This is a genomic window from Mesorhizobium sp. CNPSo 4670 (assembly GCF_057784235.1).
Map to the genome: position 1 here is coordinate 85,995 of NZ_JBWJFQ010000005.1, position 24,380 is coordinate 110,374.

General features: G+C 62.4%; 25 protein-coding genes. 8 read left to right on the top strand and 17 right to left on the bottom strand.

Annotated elements, in window-relative coordinates; translation table 11 throughout:
- Positions 1–2: 2 nt before the first annotated feature.
- Positions 3–206 (bottom strand): NepR family anti-sigma factor, encoded by a 204-nt coding sequence (locus AC0ZT5_RS11235; protein ID WP_095089301.1) that lies wholly within the window; start codon positions 204–206, stop codon positions 3–5.
- A 224-nt stretch (positions 207–430) separates the two neighbouring features.
- Between AC0ZT5_RS11235 and AC0ZT5_RS11240 the strand changes: the two genes are divergently transcribed.
- The 5 genes from AC0ZT5_RS11240 to AC0ZT5_RS11260 all read left to right on the top strand — a co-directional run bounded on the left by AC0ZT5_RS11240 (position 431) and on the right by AC0ZT5_RS11260 (position 3,731).
- Positions 431–1,225, top strand: a complete 795-nt coding sequence (locus AC0ZT5_RS11240) for a response regulator (protein ID WP_457154515.1) — start codon at positions 431–433, stop codon at positions 1,223–1,225.
- A 203-nt stretch (positions 1,226–1,428) separates the two neighbouring features.
- Positions 1,429–1,593 (top strand): DUF1328 domain-containing protein, encoded by a 165-nt coding sequence (locus AC0ZT5_RS11245; protein WP_027031438.1) that lies wholly within the window; start codon positions 1,429–1,431, stop codon positions 1,591–1,593.
- Positions 1,594–1,778: 185 nt separating this feature from the next.
- A complete protein-coding gene (locus AC0ZT5_RS11250; RefSeq protein WP_488496511.1) occupies positions 1,779–2,810 on the top strand; it encodes a sensor histidine kinase in 1,032 nt (343 codons plus the stop codon).
- Positions 2,811–3,093: 283 nt separating this feature from the next.
- Positions 3,094–3,402, top strand: coding sequence for a hypothetical protein (locus AC0ZT5_RS11255; RefSeq protein WP_477285108.1), 309 nt, complete (start codon positions 3,094–3,096; stop codon positions 3,400–3,402).
- Positions 3,403–3,485: 83 nt separating this feature from the next.
- A complete protein-coding gene (locus tag AC0ZT5_RS11260; RefSeq protein ID WP_477285106.1) occupies positions 3,486–3,731 on the top strand; it encodes a YMGG-like glycine zipper-containing protein in 246 nt (81 codons plus the stop codon).
- Between the two features lie 73 nt (positions 3,732–3,804).
- Here AC0ZT5_RS11260 and AC0ZT5_RS11265 read toward each other — a convergent pair whose 3' ends face one another.
- From AC0ZT5_RS11265 to xylF, 7 genes are all read right to left on the bottom strand, one after another.
- Positions 3,805–5,445 carry a CHASE domain-containing protein gene (locus AC0ZT5_RS11265; protein WP_488496512.1) on the bottom strand — a complete coding sequence of 547 codons (1,641 nt, stop codon included), beginning with the start codon at positions 5,443–5,445 and terminating at the stop codon, positions 3,805–3,807.
- A 154-nt stretch (positions 5,446–5,599) separates the two neighbouring features.
- Entirely contained in the window at positions 5,600–6,457 is an 858-nt protein-coding gene (locus AC0ZT5_RS11270; protein WP_488496513.1) for a sigma-70 family RNA polymerase sigma factor, read from the bottom strand.
- A 70-nt stretch (positions 6,458–6,527) separates the two neighbouring features.
- Positions 6,528–6,842: an EthD family reductase gene (locus tag AC0ZT5_RS11275; protein ID WP_488496514.1), complete on the bottom strand. Its 315-nt coding sequence runs from the start codon at positions 6,840–6,842 to the stop codon at positions 6,528–6,530.
- A 34-nt stretch (positions 6,843–6,876) separates the two neighbouring features.
- Positions 6,877–7,185 carry a putative quinol monooxygenase gene (locus AC0ZT5_RS11280; protein WP_477285098.1) on the bottom strand — a complete coding sequence of 103 codons (309 nt, stop codon included), beginning with the start codon at positions 7,183–7,185 and terminating at the stop codon, positions 6,877–6,879.
- 95 nt (positions 7,186–7,280) lie between these two features.
- Positions 7,281–8,081, bottom strand: coding sequence for an ATP-binding cassette domain-containing protein (locus AC0ZT5_RS11285; protein ID WP_488496515.1), 801 nt, complete (start codon positions 8,079–8,081; stop codon positions 7,281–7,283).
- Positions 8,082–8,095: 14 nt separating this feature from the next.
- Positions 8,096–9,427, bottom strand: a complete 1,332-nt coding sequence (locus tag AC0ZT5_RS11290) for a sugar ABC transporter permease (RefSeq protein ID WP_477285096.1) — start codon at positions 9,425–9,427, stop codon at positions 8,096–8,098.
- Positions 9,428–9,576: 149 nt separating this feature from the next.
- Positions 9,577–10,617 carry a D-xylose ABC transporter substrate-binding protein gene (gene xylF / locus AC0ZT5_RS11295; RefSeq protein WP_095089315.1) on the bottom strand — a complete coding sequence of 347 codons (1,041 nt, stop codon included), beginning with the start codon at positions 10,615–10,617 and terminating at the stop codon, positions 9,577–9,579.
- 355 nt (positions 10,618–10,972) lie between these two features.
- Here xylF and AC0ZT5_RS11300 point away from each other — a divergent pair, with 355 nt between their 5' ends.
- Positions 10,973–12,220: an ROK family protein gene (locus AC0ZT5_RS11300; RefSeq protein WP_488496516.1), complete on the top strand. Its 1,248-nt coding sequence runs from the start codon at positions 10,973–10,975 to the stop codon at positions 12,218–12,220.
- Positions 12,221–12,374: 154 nt separating this feature from the next.
- On the opposite strand, the gene phoB is transcribed toward AC0ZT5_RS11300, so the two are convergent.
- The 7 genes from phoB to AC0ZT5_RS11335 all read right to left on the bottom strand — a co-directional run bounded on the left by phoB (position 12,375) and on the right by AC0ZT5_RS11335 (position 22,653).
- Positions 12,375–13,064 carry a phosphate regulon transcriptional regulator PhoB gene (phoB, locus tag AC0ZT5_RS11305; RefSeq protein ID WP_010911896.1) on the bottom strand — a complete coding sequence of 230 codons (690 nt, stop codon included), beginning with the start codon at positions 13,062–13,064 and terminating at the stop codon, positions 12,375–12,377.
- 19 nt (positions 13,065–13,083) lie between these two features.
- A complete protein-coding gene (gene phoU, locus AC0ZT5_RS11310) occupies positions 13,084–13,791 on the bottom strand; it encodes a phosphate signaling complex protein PhoU (protein ID WP_095089319.1) in 708 nt (235 codons plus the stop codon).
- Positions 13,792–13,816: 25 nt separating this feature from the next.
- Positions 13,817–14,623 (bottom strand): phosphate ABC transporter ATP-binding protein PstB, encoded by an 807-nt coding sequence (pstB, locus tag AC0ZT5_RS11315; RefSeq protein ID WP_095089320.1) that lies wholly within the window; start codon positions 14,621–14,623, stop codon positions 13,817–13,819.
- Complete coding sequence (pstA, locus tag AC0ZT5_RS11320) at positions 14,620–15,471, bottom strand: phosphate ABC transporter permease PstA (protein ID WP_477227750.1); 852 nt, start codon at positions 15,469–15,471, stop codon at positions 14,620–14,622. The genes pstB and pstA overlap by 4 nt, the downstream gene beginning before the upstream one ends.
- 3 nt (positions 15,472–15,474) lie before the next feature.
- Positions 15,475–16,458: a phosphate ABC transporter permease subunit PstC gene (gene pstC, locus AC0ZT5_RS11325; RefSeq protein WP_488496517.1), complete on the bottom strand. Its 984-nt coding sequence runs from the start codon at positions 16,456–16,458 to the stop codon at positions 15,475–15,477.
- Positions 16,459–16,524: 66 nt separating this feature from the next.
- Positions 16,525–17,580, bottom strand: coding sequence for a phosphate ABC transporter substrate-binding protein PstS (pstS, locus tag AC0ZT5_RS11330; RefSeq protein ID WP_477299923.1), 1,056 nt, complete (start codon positions 17,578–17,580; stop codon positions 16,525–16,527).
- A 513-nt stretch (positions 17,581–18,093) separates the two neighbouring features.
- On the bottom strand, positions 18,094–22,653 hold the full coding sequence (locus AC0ZT5_RS11335; RefSeq protein ID WP_488496518.1) for a PAS domain-containing protein: 4,560 nt from the start codon (positions 22,651–22,653) through the stop codon (positions 18,094–18,096).
- Between the two features lie 186 nt (positions 22,654–22,839).
- Here AC0ZT5_RS11335 and AC0ZT5_RS11340 point away from each other — a divergent pair, with 186 nt between their 5' ends.
- Positions 22,840–23,187 carry a hypothetical protein gene (locus tag AC0ZT5_RS11340; protein WP_488496519.1) on the top strand — a complete coding sequence of 116 codons (348 nt, stop codon included), beginning with the start codon at positions 22,840–22,842 and terminating at the stop codon, positions 23,185–23,187.
- A gap of 37 nt (positions 23,188–23,224) precedes the next feature.
- Here AC0ZT5_RS11340 and AC0ZT5_RS11345 read toward each other — a convergent pair whose 3' ends face one another.
- Positions 23,225–23,461, bottom strand: a complete 237-nt coding sequence (locus AC0ZT5_RS11345; protein WP_477285084.1) for a hypothetical protein — start codon at positions 23,459–23,461, stop codon at positions 23,225–23,227.
- 152 nt (positions 23,462–23,613) lie between these two features.
- On the opposite strand from AC0ZT5_RS11345, the gene AC0ZT5_RS11350 reads away from it, so the two are divergent.
- A complete protein-coding gene (locus AC0ZT5_RS11350; protein ID WP_477285082.1) occupies positions 23,614–23,829 on the top strand; it encodes a hypothetical protein in 216 nt (71 codons plus the stop codon).
- A gap of 62 nt (positions 23,830–23,891) precedes the next feature.
- Here the strand turns inward: AC0ZT5_RS11350 and AC0ZT5_RS11355 are convergent, their stop codons facing one another.
- Complete coding sequence (locus AC0ZT5_RS11355) at positions 23,892–24,260, bottom strand: hypothetical protein (protein ID WP_488496688.1); 369 nt, start codon at positions 24,258–24,260, stop codon at positions 23,892–23,894.
- Positions 24,261–24,380 lie beyond the last annotated feature (120 nt).

Consider the following 24,380-nt stretch of genomic DNA (forward strand, 5'->3'; position numbering starts at 1 on the left):
CTTCAGTCCTTCTTCTGTGCGGGTTCGGCCTGTTCCAGTTGACTGAGCAACTGTGCGAAGCGATCCGGCACATCGTCAGAGACCAGCTCATCGTAATATTGTTTGAGTTTGCGTCCGATTTCGGAATTCGGCCCGAGTGCGTCACTGGACCCGTTCCGGCGCCTGCCCGCGACGCCAGCCAGAATATCTTTCGTCATATCCTTCATTTTGCCCTTGTATTCCCAGCGCCCAAGCCGCTCATAACACTACTCAACACAACGCAAGCGGCCCCCTCGTCTGGTTGCCCGTCCAAACTTCAAACGCCGTCCCGGCGCGTTAGTTCCATCAAGGTCGGAACTTTTTCTCAAGACCCGCGTTGTTTGACCGGGGCTTGCAATCAGCTTGACCTGCACTCTATGCATCCACGTCATTCTGAGGGAGACGTCTTACCATGAGCTTATCAGCCACCATCGCACCACATCTGCCGTTCCTGCGCCGCTTCTCGCGGGCCGTTTCCGGATCGCAGGAAAGTGGCGACGCGCTGGTCGCCGCGATGCTGGAAGCCATCATCGCCGATATCGATATCTTTCCCGAGGCCTCGAGCGACCGCATCGCGCTTTACAAGGTGTTCGCCAAGCTGTTCACGTCGGTCGCTATCCGCGTCCCGCAGGAGCAGGCGCAGTCGCCATGGGAACAGCGCGCCGCCGCCAATCTGAACGCGATTGCGCCGCGTCCCCGCCAGGCCTTCCTGTTGGTAGCCGTCGAAGGTTTCAGTGAAGACGAGGCGGCCGAGATCCTCGATGCCGGCGACCAAGAGTTTTCAGAGTTGCTTGCCCAGGCAAGCAACGAAATATCCCGCCAGGTGGCAACGGACGTGCTGATCATCGAGGATGAACCGCTGATCGCCATGGACATAGAAGAAATGGTCGAGAGCCTCGGTCACCGCGTCGTCGGAACGGCGCGCACGCATGCCGAGGCGGTGACGATGTTCGGCAAGACGCGGCCCAAGATGGTGCTTGCCGACATCCAGCTTGCCGATGGCAGCTCGGGCATCGAGGCCGTGAACGAGATCCTGTCGTCGACGTCGGTGCCGGTCATCTTCATCACCGCCTTCCCCGAGCGTCTTTTGACCGGCGAACGCCCCGAGCCGGCATTCCTGGTCACCAAGCCGTTCAACCCCGACATGGTCAAGGCTCTGATCAGCCAGGCGCTGTTCTTCGATCGCCAGGCGAAAGCCGCCGCGTAGGGGCAGCAGCAGGCACGACGCGATATCAAAAGGCCGTCTGATGCGATGCATCAGACGGCCTTTGACATGCCGGGACCCCGTCATCTGCGAATTCCCGGCGCCACCCTGTCTGGAACGATTGGCAAGCATCGTCTTTTTCGGCAAATGGTGGAACAAACCGCATCTACCCACGTTTTCATCACACCATTCGAAGGAGATGGATCATGCTTTACTGGGCGCTCGTATTTCTCGTCGTGGCAATCATAGCCGGCGCGCTTGGTTTCGGCGGCATCGCCGGCACGTCTGCCGGCATAGCGCAGATATTGTTTTTCATCTTTCTCGCTTTCCTGGTCATTTCGCTTCTTGCCGGCCTGTTCAAACGGGCGTGAGGACCGAACGATCATCCGAGCGAACACTGGAAGCCGCACCCCTCAAACGGTTTCCAGCCACCGCCGGGCGGTGTCCTTCACAGGACACCGCCCGGCGGACCGCTTTTGGAGGCGGGTTTTCGGGAAGCCCTCTGGAACCCATTCCGCAGTGAGCCGACAGCCTGAGTTGGGTGGACAGATTGGCGATGCGTTCCCGGGCCGGAGATAGGAAAGACGACGTGCCAAGCGATGAAGTCATCGCCCTGCATCCCGCCGAAAGTGGCATGCAACTTGGCCGGGCTCTTCTCCACGCGCTGCACAATGCCGGCATTTCCGTTCTCTATCAGGATCGCGAACTGAAAACGGTTTGGGCGCGCAATATGCGTGCGCCTTGGGTTTCCGACACCGCGGACGGCAACGGCATCCTGCCCGCGGCGCAGATCGACCGCATCGGCGCGGCAAAGCGCGACGTCATCGCATCCGGCAATCCGCAACGCCTTGAAATCAGCGTCCCCGCCGAGGACGGCTTTCGCTGGTTTCAGGTCTGGGTCGACGCCGACCATGGCGATGGTGGAACGGTGCAAGGTGTCGTCACCACCATGGTCGAAACGACCGATCAGAAGCGCCGTGAGCAGACCCTGACGACGCTGTTGCGCGAAGTCAGCCATCGCTCGAAGAACCTCCTGGCGATCATTCAAAGCATAGCCACCCAGACCGGGCGCTATTCCGATGGCATCGCTGATTTCCTGACGCGCTTTCGCGGCCGGCTGCAGTCGCTGGCCTCGTCCCAGGATCTGGTGACCTCCTCAAATTGGCGCGGCGCCGCACTTCGCGAGCTGGTGTCGGGCCAGGTCGGTCGCAACGGGGTGAATCCGTCGCACGGCCTGCGCTTCCGCGGCGCAAATCCCTATCTCAATCCCAACGCCGCGCTGCACATCGGCCTTGCCATGCATGAACTCGCCGTCAATTCGGTCAGCTATGGCGCCCTTTCACGTGCGGACGGCTTCGTTGACGTCACGGCCGATCTCAATGCTGCTGCAGGCGGCCTGGCGCTGTCGCTGACATGGTCCGAAGCGATACCGGCGAGCGACGTCGAGCACAGCGAGAAGCGCTTCGGCAGTGTCGCGCTCGAGCGGGTCGTGCCCGCCTCTCTGAACGGAACGGCGACGCTGGAGCTGATACCCGGTCGCCTTGAATACCGCCTTGTCGTTCCGCACGGCAATTTCGAGACCGAGTAAGCGGCGGCGCCTCTCGTCTGATCATCCATCCTTAACCGGCTATTCACCATAAAAGCGGATTCTGTTTTTCCCAGGTACCGCTGGAACCTGCCGGACCGTCGAACATTGCCGCGTTGAAGTTGGTCTCCGGACGTCCGCCGACTGCGTCTGCTGTCGCGGTCGGCGCCGGAATTGCCCCTTTGCGCCGCGTTATTTCGCTGGTCGCCCTGCGGCCGAGGAACTTTGGCGGCTATGGACCGTTACTGTGGCGAGAGGACATGTCGCCATGGAACACATTGCTGCATTGTTGCTGGTCATCGGTTGCTCGAACACGATGGCCGACTGCCATGAATTGCAGGTACCGGTGAGCGTTTTCGAAACCGCCGACCAATGCGTCGCCGAACGGCCATTCGCGCTGGGCGACGTGCAGGGGCAGGCTCAGCACATCGTCGGCAAGTGCCTTGCCGTCGATCCGGCGTTGGAAGACGACTATGACCAGATCGTCTGGAACGTGCGCGCTGACGGCACGCTCGACGCTTCCCTGGCAATCTCCAACGTCGTGATCGCATCGAACGCGGCGCGCCCAGAAAAAGACTATCTTCGCCAACAATAGATTGCAGCAGCAAAGGCCGCCATTTAATGCTAAATGGCTGTCAGAGCTTACCAAAGTGTGGACACAAAGTGAGGAGTGACTCTATGCGGAAGATGATTATTGCCATGATTGCGGTGGCTGCCCTCAGCGGCTGCACCAGCACCGAGAAGGATGTGGTTGGCGGCGGCTTGATTGGCGCCGGTGTCGGCGGCTTGGTCGGCGGCGGCAAGGGCGCGCTGATCGGTGCGGCAGTCGGTGCCGGTTCCGGCCTGTTGGTTCGCAACCTGCGCAACGGCTATTGCCAGTATCGCGATCATCACGGCCGGATCTACACGGCTCGCTGCAACTAGTTCGGCGATAATCGAAACGTCGATCCGGAGACCGGCCCGCCGGCCTCCGGATTTTTGACGTCTGGAGGCGGCATTAGCCTGTCAGCGGAATCCTGATCTCCACATTCAACCCGTTATCGCGATAATCGCGGTTGATCGTGCCGCGCAATTCGCGCGTGACGTTGAGGTCGATCAGCTTGGTGCCGAATCCGGTCTTGGCCGGCGTCTCGAGTTTCTTCTGCCCGGTTTCGCGCCAGTTGAGAACCAGCACCCTGTCGCGCCCGCGCCCTTCGAGCGACCAGTCGACCTTAAGCGCCCAATCTCCCTTCAGCGAATTGGCTGAATTGCCGGTTTCGCCATATTTCAATGCATTCGTCGCCAGTTCGTGGAACGTCAGGCCGAGCGCCTGCGTCGTGGTTTCGTCGAGCAGCACCTCCGGCCCCGTCAGAAGCTCTTCGGGCAGCTCCTTGCCGAACACCTGACCGAGCTCGATGCGCAGGAGATCGCCAAGGTCTGCCTTCTGCCAGCGCGAGCGCGTCAGCATGTCCTGAGACGCCGCCATCGCCTGCAGCCTGGCCGAGAAGGACGAGGAAAATTCGTTGACGTCAGTGGCCCGCGAAGCGGTCTGGCGCGCGATCGCCAGCACTCGGGTGATCGAATTCTTGATGCGGTGCTTCATCTCCTGCAGCATCAGGTCTTTTTCAAGCAGGCTCTTTTCCGTCGTCTCATGCAGGCGCGACGCCGCCTCATAGGCCCGCTCCTGATAGCGCGCCACCAGAGCGATGGCGCCCGCCAGGAGCAAGCCGAACAGCCCCAGCATCACCGGAATGGCGCGCGACGACGGCTGCGAGAAGGCGCTTGTCGGCCGAAACAGGACCGTCCACGGCTGGCCGGCCACCATGATCTTGCGGGTGACCAGCAGCCTGTCCCCTAAGGATGACACTGGCGGCGTCTCCGACCGGAACAAGAGATTGTCGCCACTCACAGCGCCGTCATAGATTTCCGTGTTGACCGGCAGCAGCGGCGACCGGCTGAGCGCTATCTGGAAGAGGTCCCGTGCCCGAAAGGCCGCGTAGAGAAAGCCGGCCGTGGAGGACCTGGACGCATTGATGACATCGGGAGCCGTTTCGACATTGAGCCGCACGAAGACCAGGAAGCCGGGGAACGTCTGCGCGGCACCCGTGCTCTGGCCGAGCTGCACCAGCGCGCTGGCGTGCTGCTCATCGTCGGACATTGCCTTTTCGATGGCCACGCGCCGCACCGGTTCGCTGAACATGTCGTAGCCCATGGCGGCCTGGTTGGATGGATCCAGTGGCTCGAACATCACGATGGGCGTGCGCCAGGGTTGCGTGGTGTCCGGATAGATCGGATGGCTGACACCAAGGTCGTGCAGCATGTCGCGTTCGACCGCCGCCTCGTCCCCCGTCCTCACCAGCCTGAGAAAGCCGATACCGCGCAAGCCGGCGAAATTGTTGTCGACATCGAGCGCGTTGAAGAACGCCTTGAACTCGTTCTGCGAGATATCGCCGTTGCGGGCATCGAACAGGGCCTGCGTCGACCGCAGCAGCGACAGATGCAGGTCGATGCGGCTCTCGATCCGGTTGAGCGCGTCGTCGGCCGTCGCTTCGAATTTGATACGGGCAGCTTCCTGCGTGGCGAAATAGGCAAACCCCGCCATCGTCATGCTGATCAGCGCAACGGCGATGAACGCGACGATTGGAAAAAGCTTCTTCAACGGATGATGCGGTCCATGGGCAATGTCGGACCTTTATGGGCAAGTCGATGTGCCAACACAATGGCAACGCCAAGCCATCATGACAGCTGGCACATCACATGACCGGCAACCAGCGGCCGGGCACGGCTCGTCCGGCCAAGTGGTACTGTAGACGCTAGTCCAGCCGCACCCAATCTGTGGCTTCGAGCACATAGGGAGCGAACAAGAAATCGCGGATCTCGATGATCCGGCTTTCCGACCAGTCGATCAGGACAAAATGCGCAGGTCTTTCCATCCGGCCGGTGCTGTCGAAGACCAGCATAGCCGGCTTTCCTTCGACAGCGCCGAGGGCGAACCGCCATTTCGTCTCTTGCGCATAGCGCGTGAAATAGATGCCGATTTTGTCGCGCCCCTCCAGTTGGATCCGGTTCACCAGATCGAGCTTCACGTCGTCGGCAAGCATGACGCGGATTGCGTCGAAATCGCCGCTCCGGAACAGATGGACATAAGCGGCGATCTTGCGCCGGTCCGAATCAGACATCAGCGGCAGCCTTGTGTCTTCGGGCGTCTGTGCGAAAAGCCGCAGCGCAGCGCGCCCGCGCTGAAGCGCCGATTTTGCGGCTGTCGGAGAGCACCCTGCGATGCTTGCGATCTCGTCGACCGAATGACCCAGAACATCCTTGAGGATCACCGCGCAGCGCTGAAGTTCGGGCAGCCGCAGAAACGTCTGAAAGCTGACCGCAACGATGTCCGCCTCGGGTATGGGTGCCGCTTCGACGTCTTCGGTAAGCGGGACGACCGTGTTCCGGGATTTGGCGCGCAGGAAATCGAGGCTCGCATTGTGGGCGATGCGGAACAGCCAGCCCTCGAGGTTATCCACTCCGGCGCCCTTGGCTCGCGCGTGAAGGGCCTTGACGAGGGTGTCCTGCAATACATCCTCGCCATTGACCGCCGATCCCGTCATGCGCGCGCAGTAGCGGTGAAGGCGTGGCCGCAGCGCTTTCAGACGATCCTCGAATTCGTTCGCGTTCATGTATCTAGACCTACCGCGCCTGCGCGCTCTTTCGTCGTCATTTTACCCGAGACGAACAAAGGAGGAGGGTTCAAACTTCCCTGTTGTCGAAAAGGAACATTTGAACACCCGAGTCATCAGGCGCAAAAAGGCGGCGATCCGCCCCGGCCGCTTGTCCCTCCGCGCTTGCAAACGCCTTTTCGATCGCCGCAAGGTCGTCGAAATGCAGCGTTCCGATCCGATGAACGTTGGAGGGTCCTACCGGCGTTGCGATAGGGCCATTGCTGACTTCGTACTTCCTGAGGCCCGGAAGCTTCTTGGCGAGAGGCACGTGGATTTCGAAGTAATGCCGGTCAAACGCCTCGACGTTCTCCGGTGTCCGGTAAATCACAACCATCCGAGACATTGCGGTTCTCCTTTGTTGCTTGTGTGACCCAACCTTACTTGTGTGTTTCGCTCAACACCTCCGAGCCCATGATCGAGTCCAGGCTCGCCAGCTCCAGGATCTTCGGGAAATAGGCTTTCATGCGCGGATCGCTGCGCATCGCCTCGACGGCTGCCGGGGTCTCCCACTCGGAGTAGATGACGACGCCAGCGCCGTCTTTTGCAGCGATCAGCCGGGTCGTCTTCCAGCCGCGGAGCGTGCGGATCACCGTGTCGGTGTTCTGCTTCAAGAGCGCGATCAGCGCATCCTGCTTCCCGGGTTCGACCTTAAGCAGATTGATCAAGATGACGGACTCGTCGGACATGGCATGTCTCCTTCTGTTTGGACACACCAAGGACGATCCGACGGGAAGAAACGGATCGAGACGTGGAAAGATTTTTTGGAAGATACGCTGGAGTTCTAGGCGGCGATCTTCAGGGCGCCTGGCCCGGGAATGGCGCCGGGCGGGCATTTGCCCAGAATGATCATGCCGAGCACTTCGTCCTGGGTCACATCGGTGGTGCGCGCGGTGCCGACAACCTGGCCGTTCTTCATGACGCAGACCCGGTCTGCAAGCTCGAACACGTCGTGGATGTCGTGGCTGATCAGGAAGATGCCGATGCCGTCGGACTTGAGCTGCTTGACCAGTTCGCCGACCTGCGCCGTTTCCTGCGGACCAAGTGCCGCCGTCGGCTCGTCCATGATCAGGATGCGCGCATTGAACAGGATCGCGCGCGCGATCGCCACCGACTGCCGCTGACCGCCAGACAGCTTGATCACCGGCTCCTTGAAGCGCTGGAAGCGGGGATTGAGCCGGCCCATCACCTTGCGCGCCTCGGCCTCCATGGCAACGTCGTCGAGTGTGCCCCAGGCGGTCATCAGTTCCCGGCCGAGGAACAAATTGGCGGCGGCATCGACATTGTCGGCCAAAGCCAGCGTCTGGTAGATCGTCTCGATGCCGTATTTCTTGGCGTCGCGCGGGTTGGAGATCGATGCCTCCTCGCCGTTGACGAAGATATGGCCCGCGTCGCGCTTGTAGGCGCCGGACAGTATCTTGATCAGCGTCGACTTGCCGGCGCCGTTGTGGCCGAGCAGCGCCACGACCTCACCGGGGAACAGATCGATCGAGGCGTCGTCGACGGCGCGGATGCCGCCAAAGGCGATCGAGATGTTCCTCATGTCGATCAGCGCGGTGGTTGCGGGAGCGGTTTTATCTGACATATCCTTGTCCTCCCCTAAACGCGCTTGCGATAGACGGTATCGAGCCAGACCGCGACGACGAGCACTGCGCCGACGACGATGCTCTGCAGCGGCGAGTCGATGCCGAGCAGCACCATGCCGGACTGCAGCGACTGCATCAGCAGCGCGCCGAGCATGGCGCCGAGCACCGTTCCGGAGCCGCCGGCAAGCGAGGTGCCGCCGATGACGGCGGCGGCGATCACCAGCAGCTCGTCCAACGTGCCCAGCGCATTGGTCGACGCGTTGAGGCGGGCCGACGAGATCGCCGCGCTGATCGCGGCCAGTACGCCCATGATCATGAACACCTTCATGGTCACCCAGCGCGTGTTGATGCCGGCGAGATTGGCGGCCTCCGGATTGCCGCCGATGGCAAAGACATAGCGGCCGAAACGGGTGCGCTTGGTGATGAAGGTCATGACGATGCCGACCGCGACCGCCATCAGCACCGGTATCGCGATGCCATGGGCGATGAACAGCCCGCCTTCGGGAATGGTGATGCCGTTCTGCTGTGCATACTGGCGCACGATGCCGATTGGCCATGGATAGGAATTGGCGATCCAGACGGCCCCAAGGATGGCAGCGCAACTGACCACACCGAGAAAGGTTTCCGCCCACACGGGGCGCAGTGGAAAGTTGAACCGTTTGCGCTGCGACCGGCCGTTGAGCAACGCGAAAGCGACAGCCACGCAAGCAACGATGCCGATGATCCAGCTGGCGGTGGCGCCGATCGAGCCTCGCGGTCCGCCGCCCATCAGCTGGAATGTAGCGTCGAGTGGCGCGACCGTGCGCCCGTTGGTGATCAGCCATGCCATGCCGCGCCAGACCAACAAACCGCCCAGCGTCACGATGAAGGCAGGAACTTCGAGATAGGCGATGATGAAGCCCTGGAAGGCGCCGATCACAAGACCGAGCACCACGCCGACGACCAGTGCGATGATCCAGAGCCAGGGATTTCCAAGCTGGAAGCCGATGACGCGAATGAGGAATTCGGCTTGCGCCACACCCATGATCATACCGATCACGCCTTCGACGGAACCAACCGAAAGGTCGATGTTGCGCATGACGATGACCAGCACCATGCCGGTCGCCATGATCGCGACCGAGGAAGTCTGCACCGACAGGTTCCAGAGATTGCGCGGCGTCAGAAAAAGTCCGCCCGACAGGATATGAATGCCGACCCAGATGACCAGCAACGCACCGACCATGCCAAGCATGCGCGTATCGAGTTCGGTTGCCTTGAGGAAGCGTCCGACGGCGCTCAATTCGGACGCACGCGCCCGGTCTGCGGGCGCATTCGCGGCAGGCGTGTTAGAGGCCGTGTCGGTCATGAAGTCCTCCCACCGGTTTGCCGTCTGGCGCGGATGCCGGAAACACGATGCTATTTGCTTTCCGCGATCATTTGAAGCGGAATGCCCCTTGAGAAACGCCGCGGCCCAGGGGCCGCGGCGCTGAGATCGAACCGGGATCCCGTTCGGTTTTAGTTGCAGGCCGCGACGGTGCCGGCGGCGACGCCTGCACAGACTTCGTCCTTCTTGATCCAGCCGGCGTCGATGACGACGTTGAGATTGTCCTTGGTGATCGCGATCGGGGTCAGGAACAGCGAGTTGGTCTCGTTGCCGCCGGGCGTGGTGAACTTCACGGCGTTCGGGATCTTGTCCAGGGCAGTGCCAGCGGCCAGCTGCGAGGCGATCTCGGCAGCGTTCTTGCCGAGTTCGCGTGCGTCCTTCCACACCGACACGGTCTGTGTGCCGAGTGCAACGCGGTTCAGTGCGGCATGGTCGCCGTCCTGGCCGGACACCGGAACCGATCCTGCCAGCCCTTGCGCCGTGAGAGCGGCGACGACGCCGCCGGCGGTGCCGTCATTGGCTGCCACCACGGCATCGACCTTGTTGTCGTTGGCGGTGAGGAACTGTTCCATGTTCTTCTGGGCATTGGCGGGCAGCCAGCCATCCGTATAGGCTTCGCCGACATTCTTGATCTTGCCGCTATCGATGGCTGCCTTGAGCACTTCCATGGAGCCGGCGAACAGGAAATCGGCATTCGGATCGGCGCCCGAGCCCTTGATGAAGACGTAGTTGCCTTCCGGCTTGACCTTGAACACTTCGCGGGCCTGCATGCGGCCGACTTCCTTGTTGTCGAAGGTCAGGTAGAACACGTTCTTGTTCTCGATCAGCCGGTCATAGCCGACGACCGGAATGCCTTCGTCCAGTGCCTTCTGGACCGCCGGGCCGATGGCCGAGGCATCCTGCGCCAGGACGATCAGCGCGTTGGCGCCTTGCGAAATCAGGCTCTCGACGTCGGTGAGCTGCTTGCCCGGATTGGACTGCGCATCAGCGGAAATGTATTTGTCACCAGCCGCCTCGATGGCCTTCTTCATCGCCGCTTCGTCGGTCTTCCAGCGCTCTTCCTGGAAGTTGGACCACGAAACGCCGATGACCTTGTCCTTCGCCTGCGCGACCGACACCAGCGTCAGCGACATGGCGACACCCGCCAGGATGGCGGCTGTGAATTTTTTCATAATATCCTCCCTGCGCCGCGTATGGCGCGACCAAACTGACCCGTAGGCCGGCACAGAGGCTCTATTTTTTCGAGCCTCGAAAAAATAGTGATCCAACGCCCGAACGCTGTCAACATCGATTCTGATGGATTTTGACGTCTCTCCAAGTTTTTTTCGAGCTCCGGAATAAATAATGACATGATGGTGGGGTTCTGCCAGAATTTGGCTTGGCGCATGTCGCCCCAAAAGTGCGCAGTGGTTTTGGGGCAACGACACGCGCAGAAACAAGTGCCTGAAGCGCGTCGCGTTTTCAGGCTTCGCTGATGGCCTTCGGGAGGCACGAAAGGCTGCAGCGACCGGGAGGATGTGAAAAAGCATGTCGGTCGGAATCCGCCACGACGATCTGCGCCGCCGCAACCGGGCGATGGTGATTGCGGCCGTGCGCCGCGCCGGACAGCCGTCCCGCACCGAGATCGCCGCGACCACGGGCCTCAGCCATTCGACCATATCGGCGATCTCCTCCGACCTCATCGGCGAAGGCATCCTGACTGAGAGCAAGCCGAGCGAGGCCGGCTCGCTCAAACGCGGCCGGCCGCAGGTCGGCCTCGGCCTCAATCCGGAAGCGGCGGCGGTGATGACCGTGGTGTTGTCGCTGAACTTCCTCTCGGTCGCCGTCATCGACTATGCCGGCCAGGTGATCGCCGAGGAACAGCGCCGGCTGGACACGCTGACCATGTCGCGCGACGCGCTGGTCGGTGAATGCGTTGCCATCGTACGCCGTCGTCTCGAAGACCCCGACCTCGACGTCCGCAGTGTCGCCCGCATCGCGCTGGCGATCCAGGGCATCACCGACACGCGTGCCCGCGCCATGCTGTGGTCACCGATCACGCCGCACACCGATATCGCCTTCGCCGACATACTCGAGGACGAGTTCGGCATCCCCGCCACCATGGAGAACGACTGCAATATGATGGCGATCGCGTTGCGCTGGCGCGACCCTGATCGCTACCGCGACGACTTCATCGCCATCCTGTTGTCGCACGGCATCGGCATGGGCCTGGTGTTGAAGGGCGAGTTGTTCACTGGCACTCATTCCTCAGGCGGCGAGTTCGGCCATATGATCCATCGGCCGCACGGCGCGCTGTGCCGCTGTGGTCGGCGGGGCTGCGTCGAGGCCTATGCCGGCAACTATGCCATCTGGCGGAACGCAAGGCAGATGAGCGAGGACGCGGAACCGGTGGCCGATGTCAGTGACGCCGACATGCGCGCCCTGGCGAGCGCGGCCCGCGAAAGGGATGGACCCGAGCGCGAGGCCTATCGCAAGGCCGGCGAGGCACTCGGCTACGGTCTCGGCAGCCTGTTCGCGCTGATCGATCCGGCGCCCGTCGCCATGGTCGGTGTCAGCGCCGCCGCCTTCGACCTGATCGAGCCGGCATTGCGCGAGGCGATTGCGCAGACCGCCGGCGGCCAGCATTCGCAATCGATTTCCTTCGACACCGAACCGAACGAACTGCCACTGATCCGCGAAGGCTGCGCGACGCGGGCGCTGACCTTCGTAGACCAGGAGATTTTCGCGCCCGGCACGCAGGCGAGATCCGGCCTCGGCGGCAAGAACGTTGCGTGAATAACGCGTCGGGATGTGTTGAGATTCAGGTTAGGCCGAGTCGAGAATGGCGGGTTCCGAGAACCGGAACGGAGCGGACATTTGGATCCGTGAGTACCGGAAGCGCTGGAAACTGCCGTTCGCAGGCAGGCATCACCTGAATATCAGCATATCCCTAATCTTCCCGGATTGCGTAGCCCGCCCCACGAATGGTGCGGATGACATCGGGCATGCGGCCATTGTTGACCGCCTTGCGCAGCCGGCCGACATGCACGTCGACCGTGCGTTCGTCGATGTAGATCGTCTCGCCCCAGACATTGTCGAGCAGCTGGCTGCGCGAGAACACACGGCCGGGATGGCGCATCATGAATTCGAGCAGGCGGAATTCGGTCGGTCCGAGCCGAATCTCGCTCTTCTTGCGATAGACCCTGTGCGATTCACGATCGAGCACGATGTCGCCGACCTTGAGCACGCTGGACAGCACTTCCGGCTTGGCGCGGCGCAGCAGCGCCTTGACCCTGGCCATGAACTCCGGCGTCGAGAACGGCTTGACCAGATAATCGTCGGCGCCGGTCGAGAGGCCGCGCACACGATCGCTTTCCTCGCCACGCGCGGTCAGCATGATGATCGGCAGCCGCTCGGTCTCGGGACGCATCCTTAGCCGGCGGCAGAGTTCGATTCCGGAAACCGCCGGCACCATCCAGTCCAGCACCAGAAGGTCGGGGACGTTCTCCTGCAGCCGGATCTCGGCCTCGTCGCCGCGCGTCACCACCTCGACCTGGTAGCCCTCGGACTCCAGATTGTAGCGGAGCAGCACACCCAGCGGCTCCTCATCCTCCACCACCATGATTCGTGGCGCGATCATCGACTGGTCACCCCTGCCGTCATGCCGCCGGCGCGGACATTGCCGTCTCGTCCTGCTTCGGACGATTGGCGGGCAGCTGCGTACCGGTCAAAACATAATACGCATTTTCCGCGATGTTGGTGACGTGATCGCCGATGCGTTCGAGGTTCTTGGCGCAGAACAACAGATGCGTGCAGGCGGTGATGTTGCGCGGGTCTTCCATCATGTAGGTCAGGAGTTCGCGGAACACGGAGGTGTATTTGACGTCGATGCGCTCGTCGTCGGCGCGCAGCTTCGCCAAAGCCGCCGCGTCGCGCGCCGTATATTCCTCGATGACGCCCTGCACCTGGATCAGCACCAGCTGCGCCATTGCGTCGATGGAGTGCGACAGGTCGCGTGGGGTGACGCTGAGGCCGACGGTGCCGACGCGCTTGGCGATGTTCTTGGCAAGGTCGCCGATACGCTCGAGGTCGCCGGCCATGCGGATCGAACCGACGACATGGCGCAGATCGTCGGCCATCGGCTGACGCTTGGCGATCAGTGTGATGGCGCGGTCGTCGAGTTCACGCTGGCGCGCATCCATGATCGCATCGTCGGAGACGACGCGCTGCGCCAGGGCGTTGTCGGAATTCAACAGCGCCTTGGTGGCGCCGCCGACCATCGAGCCGGCGAGGTCGCCCATGTCGCGGATCAGCCTGCTGATCTGTCCGAGATCCTCGTCGAAAGAAGCCACTGTGTGTTCGCCCATGATCTTAGTCCTCGTATGCCTGAGCTCAGCCGAAGCGGCCGGTGATGTAGTCCTGCGTGCGCTTCTCGCGGGGCGACGTGAAGATCTTCTCGGTGCGGTCGAACTCGACCAGTTCGCCCAGATACATGAAGGCCGTCTGCTTCGACACGCGCGCCGCCTGCTGCATGTTGTGGGTGACGATGACGATCGTGTAGTCGGCTTGCAACTCGTCGATCAGCTCTTCGATCTTGGCGGTCGACAGCGGGTCAAGCGCCGAGGCCGGCTCGTCGAGCAGGATGACTTCCGGCTTCACCGCCACGGTGCGGGCGATGCAGAGTCGCTGCTGCTGGCCGCCTGAGAGGCTGAGGCCGCTGGCGTTGAGCTTGTCCTTGACTTCGGTCCACAGTGCGGCGCGCTTCAGCGCCTGCTCGACACGGCCGTCCATCTCGGACTTGCTGATCTTCTCGTAGAGCCTGACGCCGAAGGCGATGTTTTCATAGATCGACATCGGGAACGGCGTCGGTTTCTGGAACACCATGCCGATCTTGGTCCGCAGCAGGTTGAGGTCCTGCGAGCGGTCGAGAACGTTCTGCCCGTCGAGCAGCACCTGGCCCTCGGCCGTCTGCTTGGGATAGAGCTCGTAGATGCGATTGAAGACGCGCAGCAGCGTCGACTTCCCGCAGCCCGAAGGTCCGATGAAGGCGGTGACGCTGCGCTCGGGCAGCGACAGCGTGATGTCCTTCAGCGCCTTGCTCTGGCCGTAGTAGAAGTTGAGGTTCTTGACCTCGATCTTGGCCTTGCCGGCAATTGCCTCGGCGGCGATCGTCATGTCTGGAGACAACATCTGGCTCATTTGTCCTCTCTGCGTCCGGTCAGGCTGCGAGCAAAGATGCTGAGCGCGAGAACCGTCAATGTGATGATGAGTGCACCGGTCCAGGCCAGTTGCTGCCATTCCTCGTAAGGGCTGAGAGCGAACTGGAAGATGGTCACTGGCAGGCTGGCCATCGGCGCGTTGAGATTGCTCGACCAGAACTGGTTGTTGAGCGCTGTAAAGAGCAGCGGCGCCGTCTCGCCGGAGATACGGGCGATCGACAGCAATATGCCGGTGACGATGCCTGAAAGGGCGGCGCGGTAAGCGACCGACTTGATGACCACCCAGCGCGGCGCGCCGATCGCGGTGCCGGCCTCGCGCAACGCGTTCGGCACCAGGTTGAGCATGTCCTCGGTGGTGCGAACGACGACCGGGATGACCAGGATGGCAAGCGCGACAGCGCCGGCGATCGCCGAGAAATGCCCCATCGGCCGGACCATCAGTTCGTAGACGAAAAGGCCGATGATGATCGACGGCGCCGACAAAAGGATGTCATTGATGAAGCGCACCACGGTGGTGAGCTTCGAAAAGCGTCCGTATTCGGCCATGTAGGTGCCGGCCAGCACGCCGATCGGTGTACCGACGACGACGCCGATAATGGTCATCACGATGCTGCCGTAGATGGCGTTGAGCAGGCCGCCGGCATCGCCGGGCGGCGGCGTCATTTCGGTGAACACCGCAAGATTGACGCCGGACAGGCCCTTGTAGAGCAGCGCGCCGAGGATGAGCGCCAGCCAGGCAAGTCCGATGCCCGCGGCGGCGACGCACAGCGTCATCATCACGGAATTCTTCCTCTTGCGGCTCTGATGAAGCGATGTGGCTGTCGACATCGGTCAGGCTCCCGTGCGGGCGTCAATGCGCATCAGCATGTAGCGTGCGATGGCGAGGATCAGGAAGGTGATGACGAACAGGATCAGGCCGAGCGCTACCAGCGAAGAGGTGTAGAGATCGCCGACGGCTTCGGTGAATTCGTTGGCGATGGTCGCGGAGATCGTCGTTGCCGGCGCGAACAGCGAGGTGCTGATGCGGTGCGCGTTGCCGATGACGAAGGTCACCGCCATGGTTTCGCCGAGCGCGCGGCCAAGGCCGAGCATGACGCCGCCCATGATGCCGATCCTTGTATAGGGAATGACCACGCGGCGGGTCACTTCCCAGGTCGTGCAGCCGATGCCGTAGGCGGACTCTTTCAGCACCGGCGGCACCGTGTCGAAGACGTCCTTGGTGATCGAGGTGATGAAAGGCAGCACCATGATGGCAAGGATCAGCGACGACGTCAAAAGGCCGATGCCGTAGGGCGGACCGGCAAACAGGCTGTTGAGGCCGGGAATGCCATGGAACGCGCTGATGATGAAGGGCTGCACGGTCGTCTGCAGGAAGGGCGCCAGCACGAACAGGCCCCAGATGCCGTAGATGATCGAAGGGATGCCGGCGAGCAGCTCAACCGCCATGCCGATCGGGCGCCGCAGCGGGCGCGGGCAAAGCTCGGTGAGGAAGATGGCGATGCCGATACCGAGCGGCACGGCAATCAGGATGGCGATGGCGGACGTGATGATGGTGCCGTAGATCGGCGCCAGCGCGCCGAATTTCTCCGTCACCGGGTTCCAGCTTTCGCTGGTCAGGAAGGAGAAGCCGAAGGTCGACAGGGCTTGCCAGGAGCCGGCAAACAGCGAGATCGCAACACCGCCGAGCAAGGCCAGCACCAGTATGGCTGCGGCACGGGTCATTCCGTGGAAGATCGCGTCGGTCAGCGCGAAACGTCTGACAGTCGCGTCGCGCGAACCTCGAATGGCTGGCAAGGCTTCCTGGACAGCACTCATGTGAAGCTCGGCTCTTTGAGTTGAGGGAAAAGGAGCGCCGCGGCGCGGCGCTCCTTCAAAGGGATGTTACTCGCCGACGTAGACGGGCTTGCCGTCAGCCTGGATGTCGGCCTTCCACGAAGCCTTGATCAGGTCGACGACGCTGTCGGGGATCGAGACGTAGTCGAGACCCTTGGCGGTTTCCTTGCCGTCCTTGTAGGCCCAGGCAAAGAACTTCAGCGCTTCGCCGGTCGCGGCGGCGTCATCGGGGGTCTTGTGGATCAGCACCCAGGTCGAAGCAGCGATCGGCCAGGTGGCATCGCCAGGTTCGTTGGTGATGATGACGTTGAAGTTCTTCGCGCCCTTGAAGTCGGCATTCGAAGCAGCCGAGCCGAAGGATTCGAGCGACGGCTCGACGACCTTGCCAGCGGCATTCAACATCTTGGAGTACGACAGGTTGTTCTGCTTGGCATAGGCATACTCGACGTAGCCGATGCCGCCGTCGGTCTGCTTGACGGTGTTGGCAACGCCCTCGCTGCCCTTGGCGCCGACGCCGGTCGGCCATTCGACCGCGGTGTCCGAACCAACCTTGTCCTTCCAGTCGGGCGACAGCTTGACCAGATAGTCGGTGAAGTTGAAGGTCGTGCCCGAACCGTCCGAACGGTGGACGACGGCGATCGCCGTCGACGGCAGGGTCAGGGTCGGGTTGAGCGCCTTGATCGCGGCGTCGTCCCAGGTCGTGATGGCGCCGAGGTAGATCTGCGCGATCGTCTTGCCGTCAAGGATGAGTTCGCCCGGCTTGACGCCCGTCAGGTTGACGATCGGCACGATGCCGCCCATCACCATCGGGAACTGCACGAGGCCGTTCTTTTCCAGATCGGCATCGGACATCGGCTTGTCGGTGGCGCCGAAGGTCACGGTCTTGGCGATGACCTGCTTGATGCCGCCGCCCGAACCGATCGACTGGTAGTTGAGGCCGACGCCGGTGTCTTTCTTGTAGGTGTCGGCCCACTTGGCGAACACCGGGTAGATGAACGTCGAGCCGGCGCCGGAAAGGTCCGCGGCCATGGCTGCAGAAAGGGTGACGGTAGACGCTGTGGCCATTGCAATCGCAACGACCGCTGAGCGGATGAAATGTCTCATGTGGCCTGCTCCTGTTCGGAAGATGGTCTCTCGGCGCCATCCTCTCGGCGCCCGCTGAGGCCAATAGCCTTCGATTATAACAGTCGCATGACAGTTTCATGTCACCCCGGTAACGCGTCATCGGGGCGGGGAAAATGCCGGCCGGCCGGCGCTTGCGGCGGAAACCGGCTTTGTGCCCGGAATCAGGTACTTGCGCCGTTTCACACCGAGAGTGACCTGCCGTTTCGCGATCAACGCCTCGGCAAAGAAAATCCGGACGGGAACGCGTTGCTCTCGGCCAGATGTCGTGGCCGGGCCATCGCCGAAAACAGGTCCGTTGGGGTAGGTTGACGCTGTCTCATGCCGGCGGTCGCTGCTCCCGCCCGTAACTGGAAGAGCGGAATTCGAATGTGGCTATTGTCTCGGCTGGGCGTCGCCTTGGATATGGTGCGATCGCGCCATAGTCTTGCCTCAGCGAGGGGTCGCGAATCTCCGCCGGGCTCCCCCGGGCAAGCCGGGTGCGACGCCGGCCTTTTACCCGGCGTTGCGCTGAGCCTGGCGACTGGCGCCGACCCAGCGCTCGACTTTCTCGAGCAGGGCCCTTGGGCTGATCGGCTTGGGCAGGTAATCGTCCATGCCGGCCTCCAGGCAGCGTTCGCGATCGCCCTTCAGCGCATGCGCGGTGACGCCCACGATCGGCACATGCGTGCCGGTTTCTTCCTCCAGCCGGCGAATGGCGGCGGTGGCTTCGAGCCCGTTCATCTCCGGCATCGAGACATCCATCAGGATCATGCATGGATTGAGCCGGCCGAAGGCATCGAGCGCTTTGCGGCCATTGCCGACGATCTCGAAACCATAGCCGGTCTCGCCGAGAATCTGGGTGAACACCATCTGGTTCACCTCATTGTCCTCGGCCACCAGGATATCCAGCCTGTCGCCGCCGGCCGTCGCGGGAGGCCGGGGCCGAACCAAAGGCGGCTGCAGCAGCGCCCGTTGTTCCGCTGGCGCCGGCGGCGGTGGCCGCACAACCTTGCCCGGAGGGATGTCGGCTGCCTGCGGCTGGGTGTCGGCCGTGTTGTGGCGATGCCGCTGGATCGTGGCAACCAGCGTTTCCAGCAGCGCCGATGACCGCGCCGGCTTGATCAGCTGGGCATCGATGCCGAGATCGCGATAGCTGGTGTTGGCGAGCGACTGGTCGACCGAGGTCAGCATGATGATCGGCGTGCCAGCGAGGCCGGCGGTGTTGCGCACGATCCGCGCCATTTCGGCGCCGCTCATGCCCGGCATCTGGTAGTCGAGCACGACGCAGTCGACCGGCACGCCATAGGCGGCGGCCGCGATCAGCACCTTGAGACCCTCGGCGCCGCTTTCGGCCGCGCAGGAATCGAACGTCCACGATGTCATCTGTTCGGTCAGGATGGCCCGGTTGACGGCATTGTCGTCGACGATCAGCACGCGCGCGCCGGTCACGTCGACGGGCGTGATCCGTTGCCCGTTCTGCTGTCCCGCCCTCGGCAGCGTGACGGTGAACCAGAAGGTCGAGCCCTTGCCCTCGGCGCTCTCGACACCGATGTCGCCGCCCATCAGCTCGACGAGCCGCGAGGTGATGGCAAGACCAAGGCCGGTTCCCTCGTGCCGCCTCGTCGACGAGGTGTCGACCTGGCTGAATTTCTCGAACACGAGTTTCAGCTTTTCCTCCGGGATACCTATGCCGGTATCGGTGACCGAGATCGTCAGTTTCGTCCCGGTCGGAACCCTTTCGCCGGTGACATCGACCAGCACATGGCCTTCATCGGTGAACTTCACCGCGTTGCCGAGCAGGTTGGTCACGATCTGCCTGATGCGGCCGACATCGCCCACGAACAGGCTCTCGAGACGAGGCTCGATGCGCACGATGAGCTCGAGATCCTTCTCCTTGGCGCGTGTCGACACCAGCGTCGCCACATCCTCGATCGCCTCGGCAAGGTTGAAGGGCGCCGGATCGAGCACCAGCTGGCCGGCGTCGATCTTGGAGAAATCCAGGATGTCGTTGATGATGGTGAGCAGCGCGTTGCCCGATTTGACGATGATGTCGGTGAACGTCTTCTGTTTCGAGTTGAGGTCCGATTTGGCCAGCAGTTCGGCCATGCCGAGCACGCCGTTCATCGGCGTGCGGATCTCGTGGCTCATATTGGCGAGGAATTCCGACTTGGCGCGGTCGGCGAGTACGGCGCGCTGCCGTGCCTCGCGCAGTTCGGCCTCGCGCGTCTTCAATTCGGTGATGTCGGTGGTTGACCCGATCAGGTAGAGCGAACCGTCGGAGGCGATCATCGCGCCCTTGCGGGCGAATTGATGCCTGACGCTGCCGTCGGCCAACGTCACCGTCTCTTCGACCTCCTGGGTTTCGCCGGTGCGCAGCACCGCAAGGTCGCTGCCGACAAAGGCTTCGCCGTCAGGCCCGAAGATCTCTATGTCTGTCTTGCCGATCGCCTCTTCCTTGGCGAAGCCGGTCAGGTCGCACCAGCCCTTGTTGACATAGAACTGCCTAAGATCGGAGCGCTTGGCATAGATCGACACCGGCACGTTGTCGATCAGGCTGCGGAACACCTCGTTCTCGCGCATGCTCTCTTCCAGCGCGCGCTCGCGCGCCTTGACCTCGGTGATGTCGGTACTCGAACCGACCAGATGCACCGACCCGTCCAGCGCCACCAGGCGGCTCTTGCGGGTCATCAATTGCCGGACCGTGCCGTCGCGATGGGTGACGGGTTCCTCGATCTCCTTGACGGCGCCGGTCACGGCGACCTCGGTGTCGTCATGGCTGTAGCTATCGCCATCGTGCCCACCGAACAGCTGACGGTCGGTGCGGCCGATGACCTCTTCCTTGGCGAGACCTGTTATCGCGCACCAGGCCTTGTTGACGAACTCGATGCTCAGGTCCTGCGCCTTGATGAAGGCAGCCACCGGCAGATCGTCCAGCACGTGCCGGAACAGATCGATCTGGCGCATCGAGTCGCGCAGCGCCTTCTCGCGGCTCTTGATCTCGGAGATGTCGACGCGAACGCCGATGAACGTGCCATCGTCGGTCCGCATGTCGTAGACCTGATACCAGCGGCCATCGGGGTTGTGACGTTCGAACGAGGAACTGGACAGGCGGTAGCGGGCAAGGATCGCATCCAGCCATGGATCGGGGTCGCCGTCATAGAGCGTGTCGACTTGCGGGTCGCCGCTGTTGCGGAAATAGCCGTTCGAACGGCCGAGAGCCAGCGCCTCGCGGAGTGTGCAGCCGGGCTGCCATACCGGCCTCAAGGCCGGCAGTGTGTCCTGGATCTTGCGGTTGGCGAAAACGAACTTGTCGTCGCGATCGTAGATGATCACGGCCGCCGGCAAGGATTCCAGCACGCTGGCGAGATGCTTGCGCGCATCCTCGGCCTCGGTCTCGCGGCGCTTCATGTCGGAAATGTCGAACAGGAAGCCGGCGACGTAGTTGCGGCCGCTTGGCATGCCGACGCGGCTCTTCCTGACGATGCGCGACCGGCTGGCGCCATCGGCCTCGAAATTTTCTTCCACTTCGTAGGCGCGCCCGCTGGCAAGCACGTCCCGTTCGCTCTGTTCGAATAGCGCGACATGGCTGCCTGAGACAAAATCGCCGCCGGGCTTGCCAAGCATGGCTTGCGGCGTCTGGCCAAACAAGGCGGCGAACGCTTCGTTGACGAACACAAACCGCAAATGGTCGTCCTTGACGAAGATCGGATCCTTGACGGCGTTGATCACCGCTTCCGCCAGCCGCGATTTCTCCAGCGCGTCGGCAAGCTCAGCCTCGCGATCCTTCATATCGGTGACGTCGACATAGGAGATCAGCCGCTTGCCGCCGGCCAGCGGCGCCATCGACGAGATCAGCGTGCGCCCGTCATTGCGCGGGAATTGTCGCGATCCGGCCGTGCCGGCCCTGATTTCGGCCTCGCGATCGGCGATGTGCCGCTGCCATGTCGCCTCATCGGAACCATACGGGTCGACGCCGCGGCTGGCGTCCATCAGCTCGCGGAAGCTGCAGCCGATCTCGGCGCGGCGGGCGTCGATCTGCCAGAAATCGTAGAAGGCACGGTTGATGACTTCGGCGTGCAAATCGGCATCGAGGACGAGGACACCGATCGGCATCTGGTCGACCATGGCGCGAAGGTTCGCGAAGGTCTCCGCCGTCCTGGCATTGGCGTTCTCGACTTCGGCGTCGCGAAGCTTCAGATCGGTGATGTCGTAGTAGGTCAGCAGGCGCTTGCCGCCGGACAGGGCGGTGACCGAGAACATCATGGCCCTGCCGTCGGCGTGGAGAAATTCGCGTGGCGCAACGGAGCCGGCGCGAATCTCCTCGATGCGGGTGCCGAGGTAGCGCTGCCATTGCTGTTCGTCGATATCGCCATAGATGCCGTTGCGGCGGTTGAGTTCCATCAACAGGCTGAACGGGGCGCCGATGGTCACGGCACCGTCCGGGATCCTGGACAGGTCGCGATAGGCCTTGTTGACGATCAGCGTATCCAGTCTGGCGTCCAGAAGCACCACGCCCATGTGCATGGCGTCCATCGTCCGCTCGAGATCGACAAGATGCTGGACGGGTTCGGCGTCCGCCGCCGGCTTCTGCTCCAGGGCTCCGAAGGCCCCGGCCAGCGCCGTGACGTTGCGGCCGATGCCGCGATAGCCGGCAAATTTTCCTTCGCCATCGAACCTTGGAAAGCCCGAGGTCGAGATCCAGCGGCAATCGGCGCGGCCGCCTTTCAGCTCATGGACGAAGTCGCGAAACGGCCGATGCGCCTGCAGATCCGCCAGATGCGCGGCACCGCTGCGGTCGCCGTTCAGGACCTGGTTGAGAAAGTCGAAACGGAACCGGCCAAGCACTTCAACCGGATCGATGCCGGTGGCTGCCTGGTAGTTCTGCGAAAGCCAGGAGAAGCGTAACTCGGCGTCGGTCTCCCAGACCCAGTCCGAACCGGCTTCGACCAGCTGGCGAAGCGTGTCGGTCGAATCCCTGCCCGCAGGGGACGGTAATGCAGCGTCGCCATGCGTTGCCGATTTGCGAGGCCCGCGCTTGCCACGCGCGCCGATTGTGTCGTCCGCTTCCGCCATGCCGTCCCCACCCGAAAACCAAGGCCGAACCCTCCCCGCGGTTCGTCGCCGGAATGTGCCCGACAAGCATTAATGATCCGCTAACCTTAACAGGCGGTTAGATATTTTGGCCGACACGGCCTGCGTTGTTCCGCCGGCTTGCCGGCAGGATTGAAGCCGCTATATAAGCTTCAAGGGATATTGCGGATGGTTGGACGGACTTTGCCTTGTTTCATGGGGCTGATGCTGCTTTTCGGCAGCGGCTGCTCGCGCACCTATGACGGCACCGTGGTCATCCCGAGGCCGCTCGACGTCAGGCGTTTCTGGGACCGGCCGCCACCGCGTGTCGAATACGAGCAGGTTGAAGACGGGGCCTTTCCGGTGGCGCCGCAGCCGCCACCGCGGTTTTCCGAGCGCAGGGTCGTGAGCCATGCCGCGCCAGGGCGGCACCGGACGAGGGTCTCGACACCGCCTTCCTCGTCTGAACCGGCGAAGCTGCTGACGTGCAGAAACGTCAGCGAGCCCGGCAAGAGAGCTCGCATGGTCTGCGAATAGCGATTGATTGGCAAATGCCTGTCAGCAAGCTCTGCGTTCAGAGCGAGGCAGCGCCCTTTTTGGGTTCTTTCGCACCGAGCTTGTCGAGTGCAAGACGCACCTGACGCAAATCGTCCTGCCAGCCGTCATCGTCGCCCATCGGGCTCTCCGACGCAGCCCGCTGCAGCCCACGAGCCTCGGATTCGATCTCGCGCAGTTCAGCGATTTTCTGTTCGGTGGTCAGGGAGCCGTCTTCGACGATCTCCAGCACCCTCATTTCCCTGAACGTTGCCATGGCGTTTCTCCTGGCTGATGTCGATCACAACGCCGTGAGTGCCCCTCTGTTCCAACTGTCCCTGTGATCCAGACCATCCTTTATTTGTGTTTGAGCTTGAAACCTTTGCCTGGCCTTCAGCGTTGAATGGGTCAGGAGAGAGGAGAACGCAGATGTCGATCCACTTCACGGTTTCGGACCTGACAAGGAACCTGTTTCACTCGCTGGGGCTGGATCACGAGCGTGCACCAAGGCCCCTCAATGCCGAGCAAAGCCTGTTGCTGGAATGCTATCTGGCCGGCCAGGTTCCGGAATCGGCCTGGAACGACTACGTTTTCGAGACGCCTGATCTTGCCCGGCATGCCGAGGCGAGGCGCAGTCACCACTAAACCAGCATACGCCAAGAGCTGAGCGCACCGCCGTGGCAAGGCGGTTCCGGCTCGCTTGTCGCCTACTTGGGAGACGTGAACTGCAACGTGAACACGCTGCCCGCGACCCCTTGCGCCAGCTTCGACGAGAAGGTCAGGGGCAGGCAATTCTGCAAGGCCGTAGTCGCGGCATCAACAAATGACTTTTTCGCATTGGCGTCGCCATCCACCTTGATGGCTGTCGGCCTCGGGGGGCCGATCAGCGTGCCGTCCCGCTTGAAACTGAAGCTCAAGGTAACGCTGGCAGTTCCGGCGTCCGCCGGCGGCGTCCAGCATGCCTGGATCGCAGCCCCGACATCGCTCATTGTGTTGAGTTCAGCGGCATTTGAAGGATGAACGGCGCCTGCCAGCATCATCCCCGCAACCGCAGCCTGCCTCGCAACGCTTTTCATCGCCAGCCCTCGTCTCACTCCTGACCGGCAGTCCATGCCGACTGCCGAAATGGATGGTAAGGCCAACGCCGGCAATGACAATATCTCTGGGCAAAAAGTTGACGCCGAAAATGCTACACC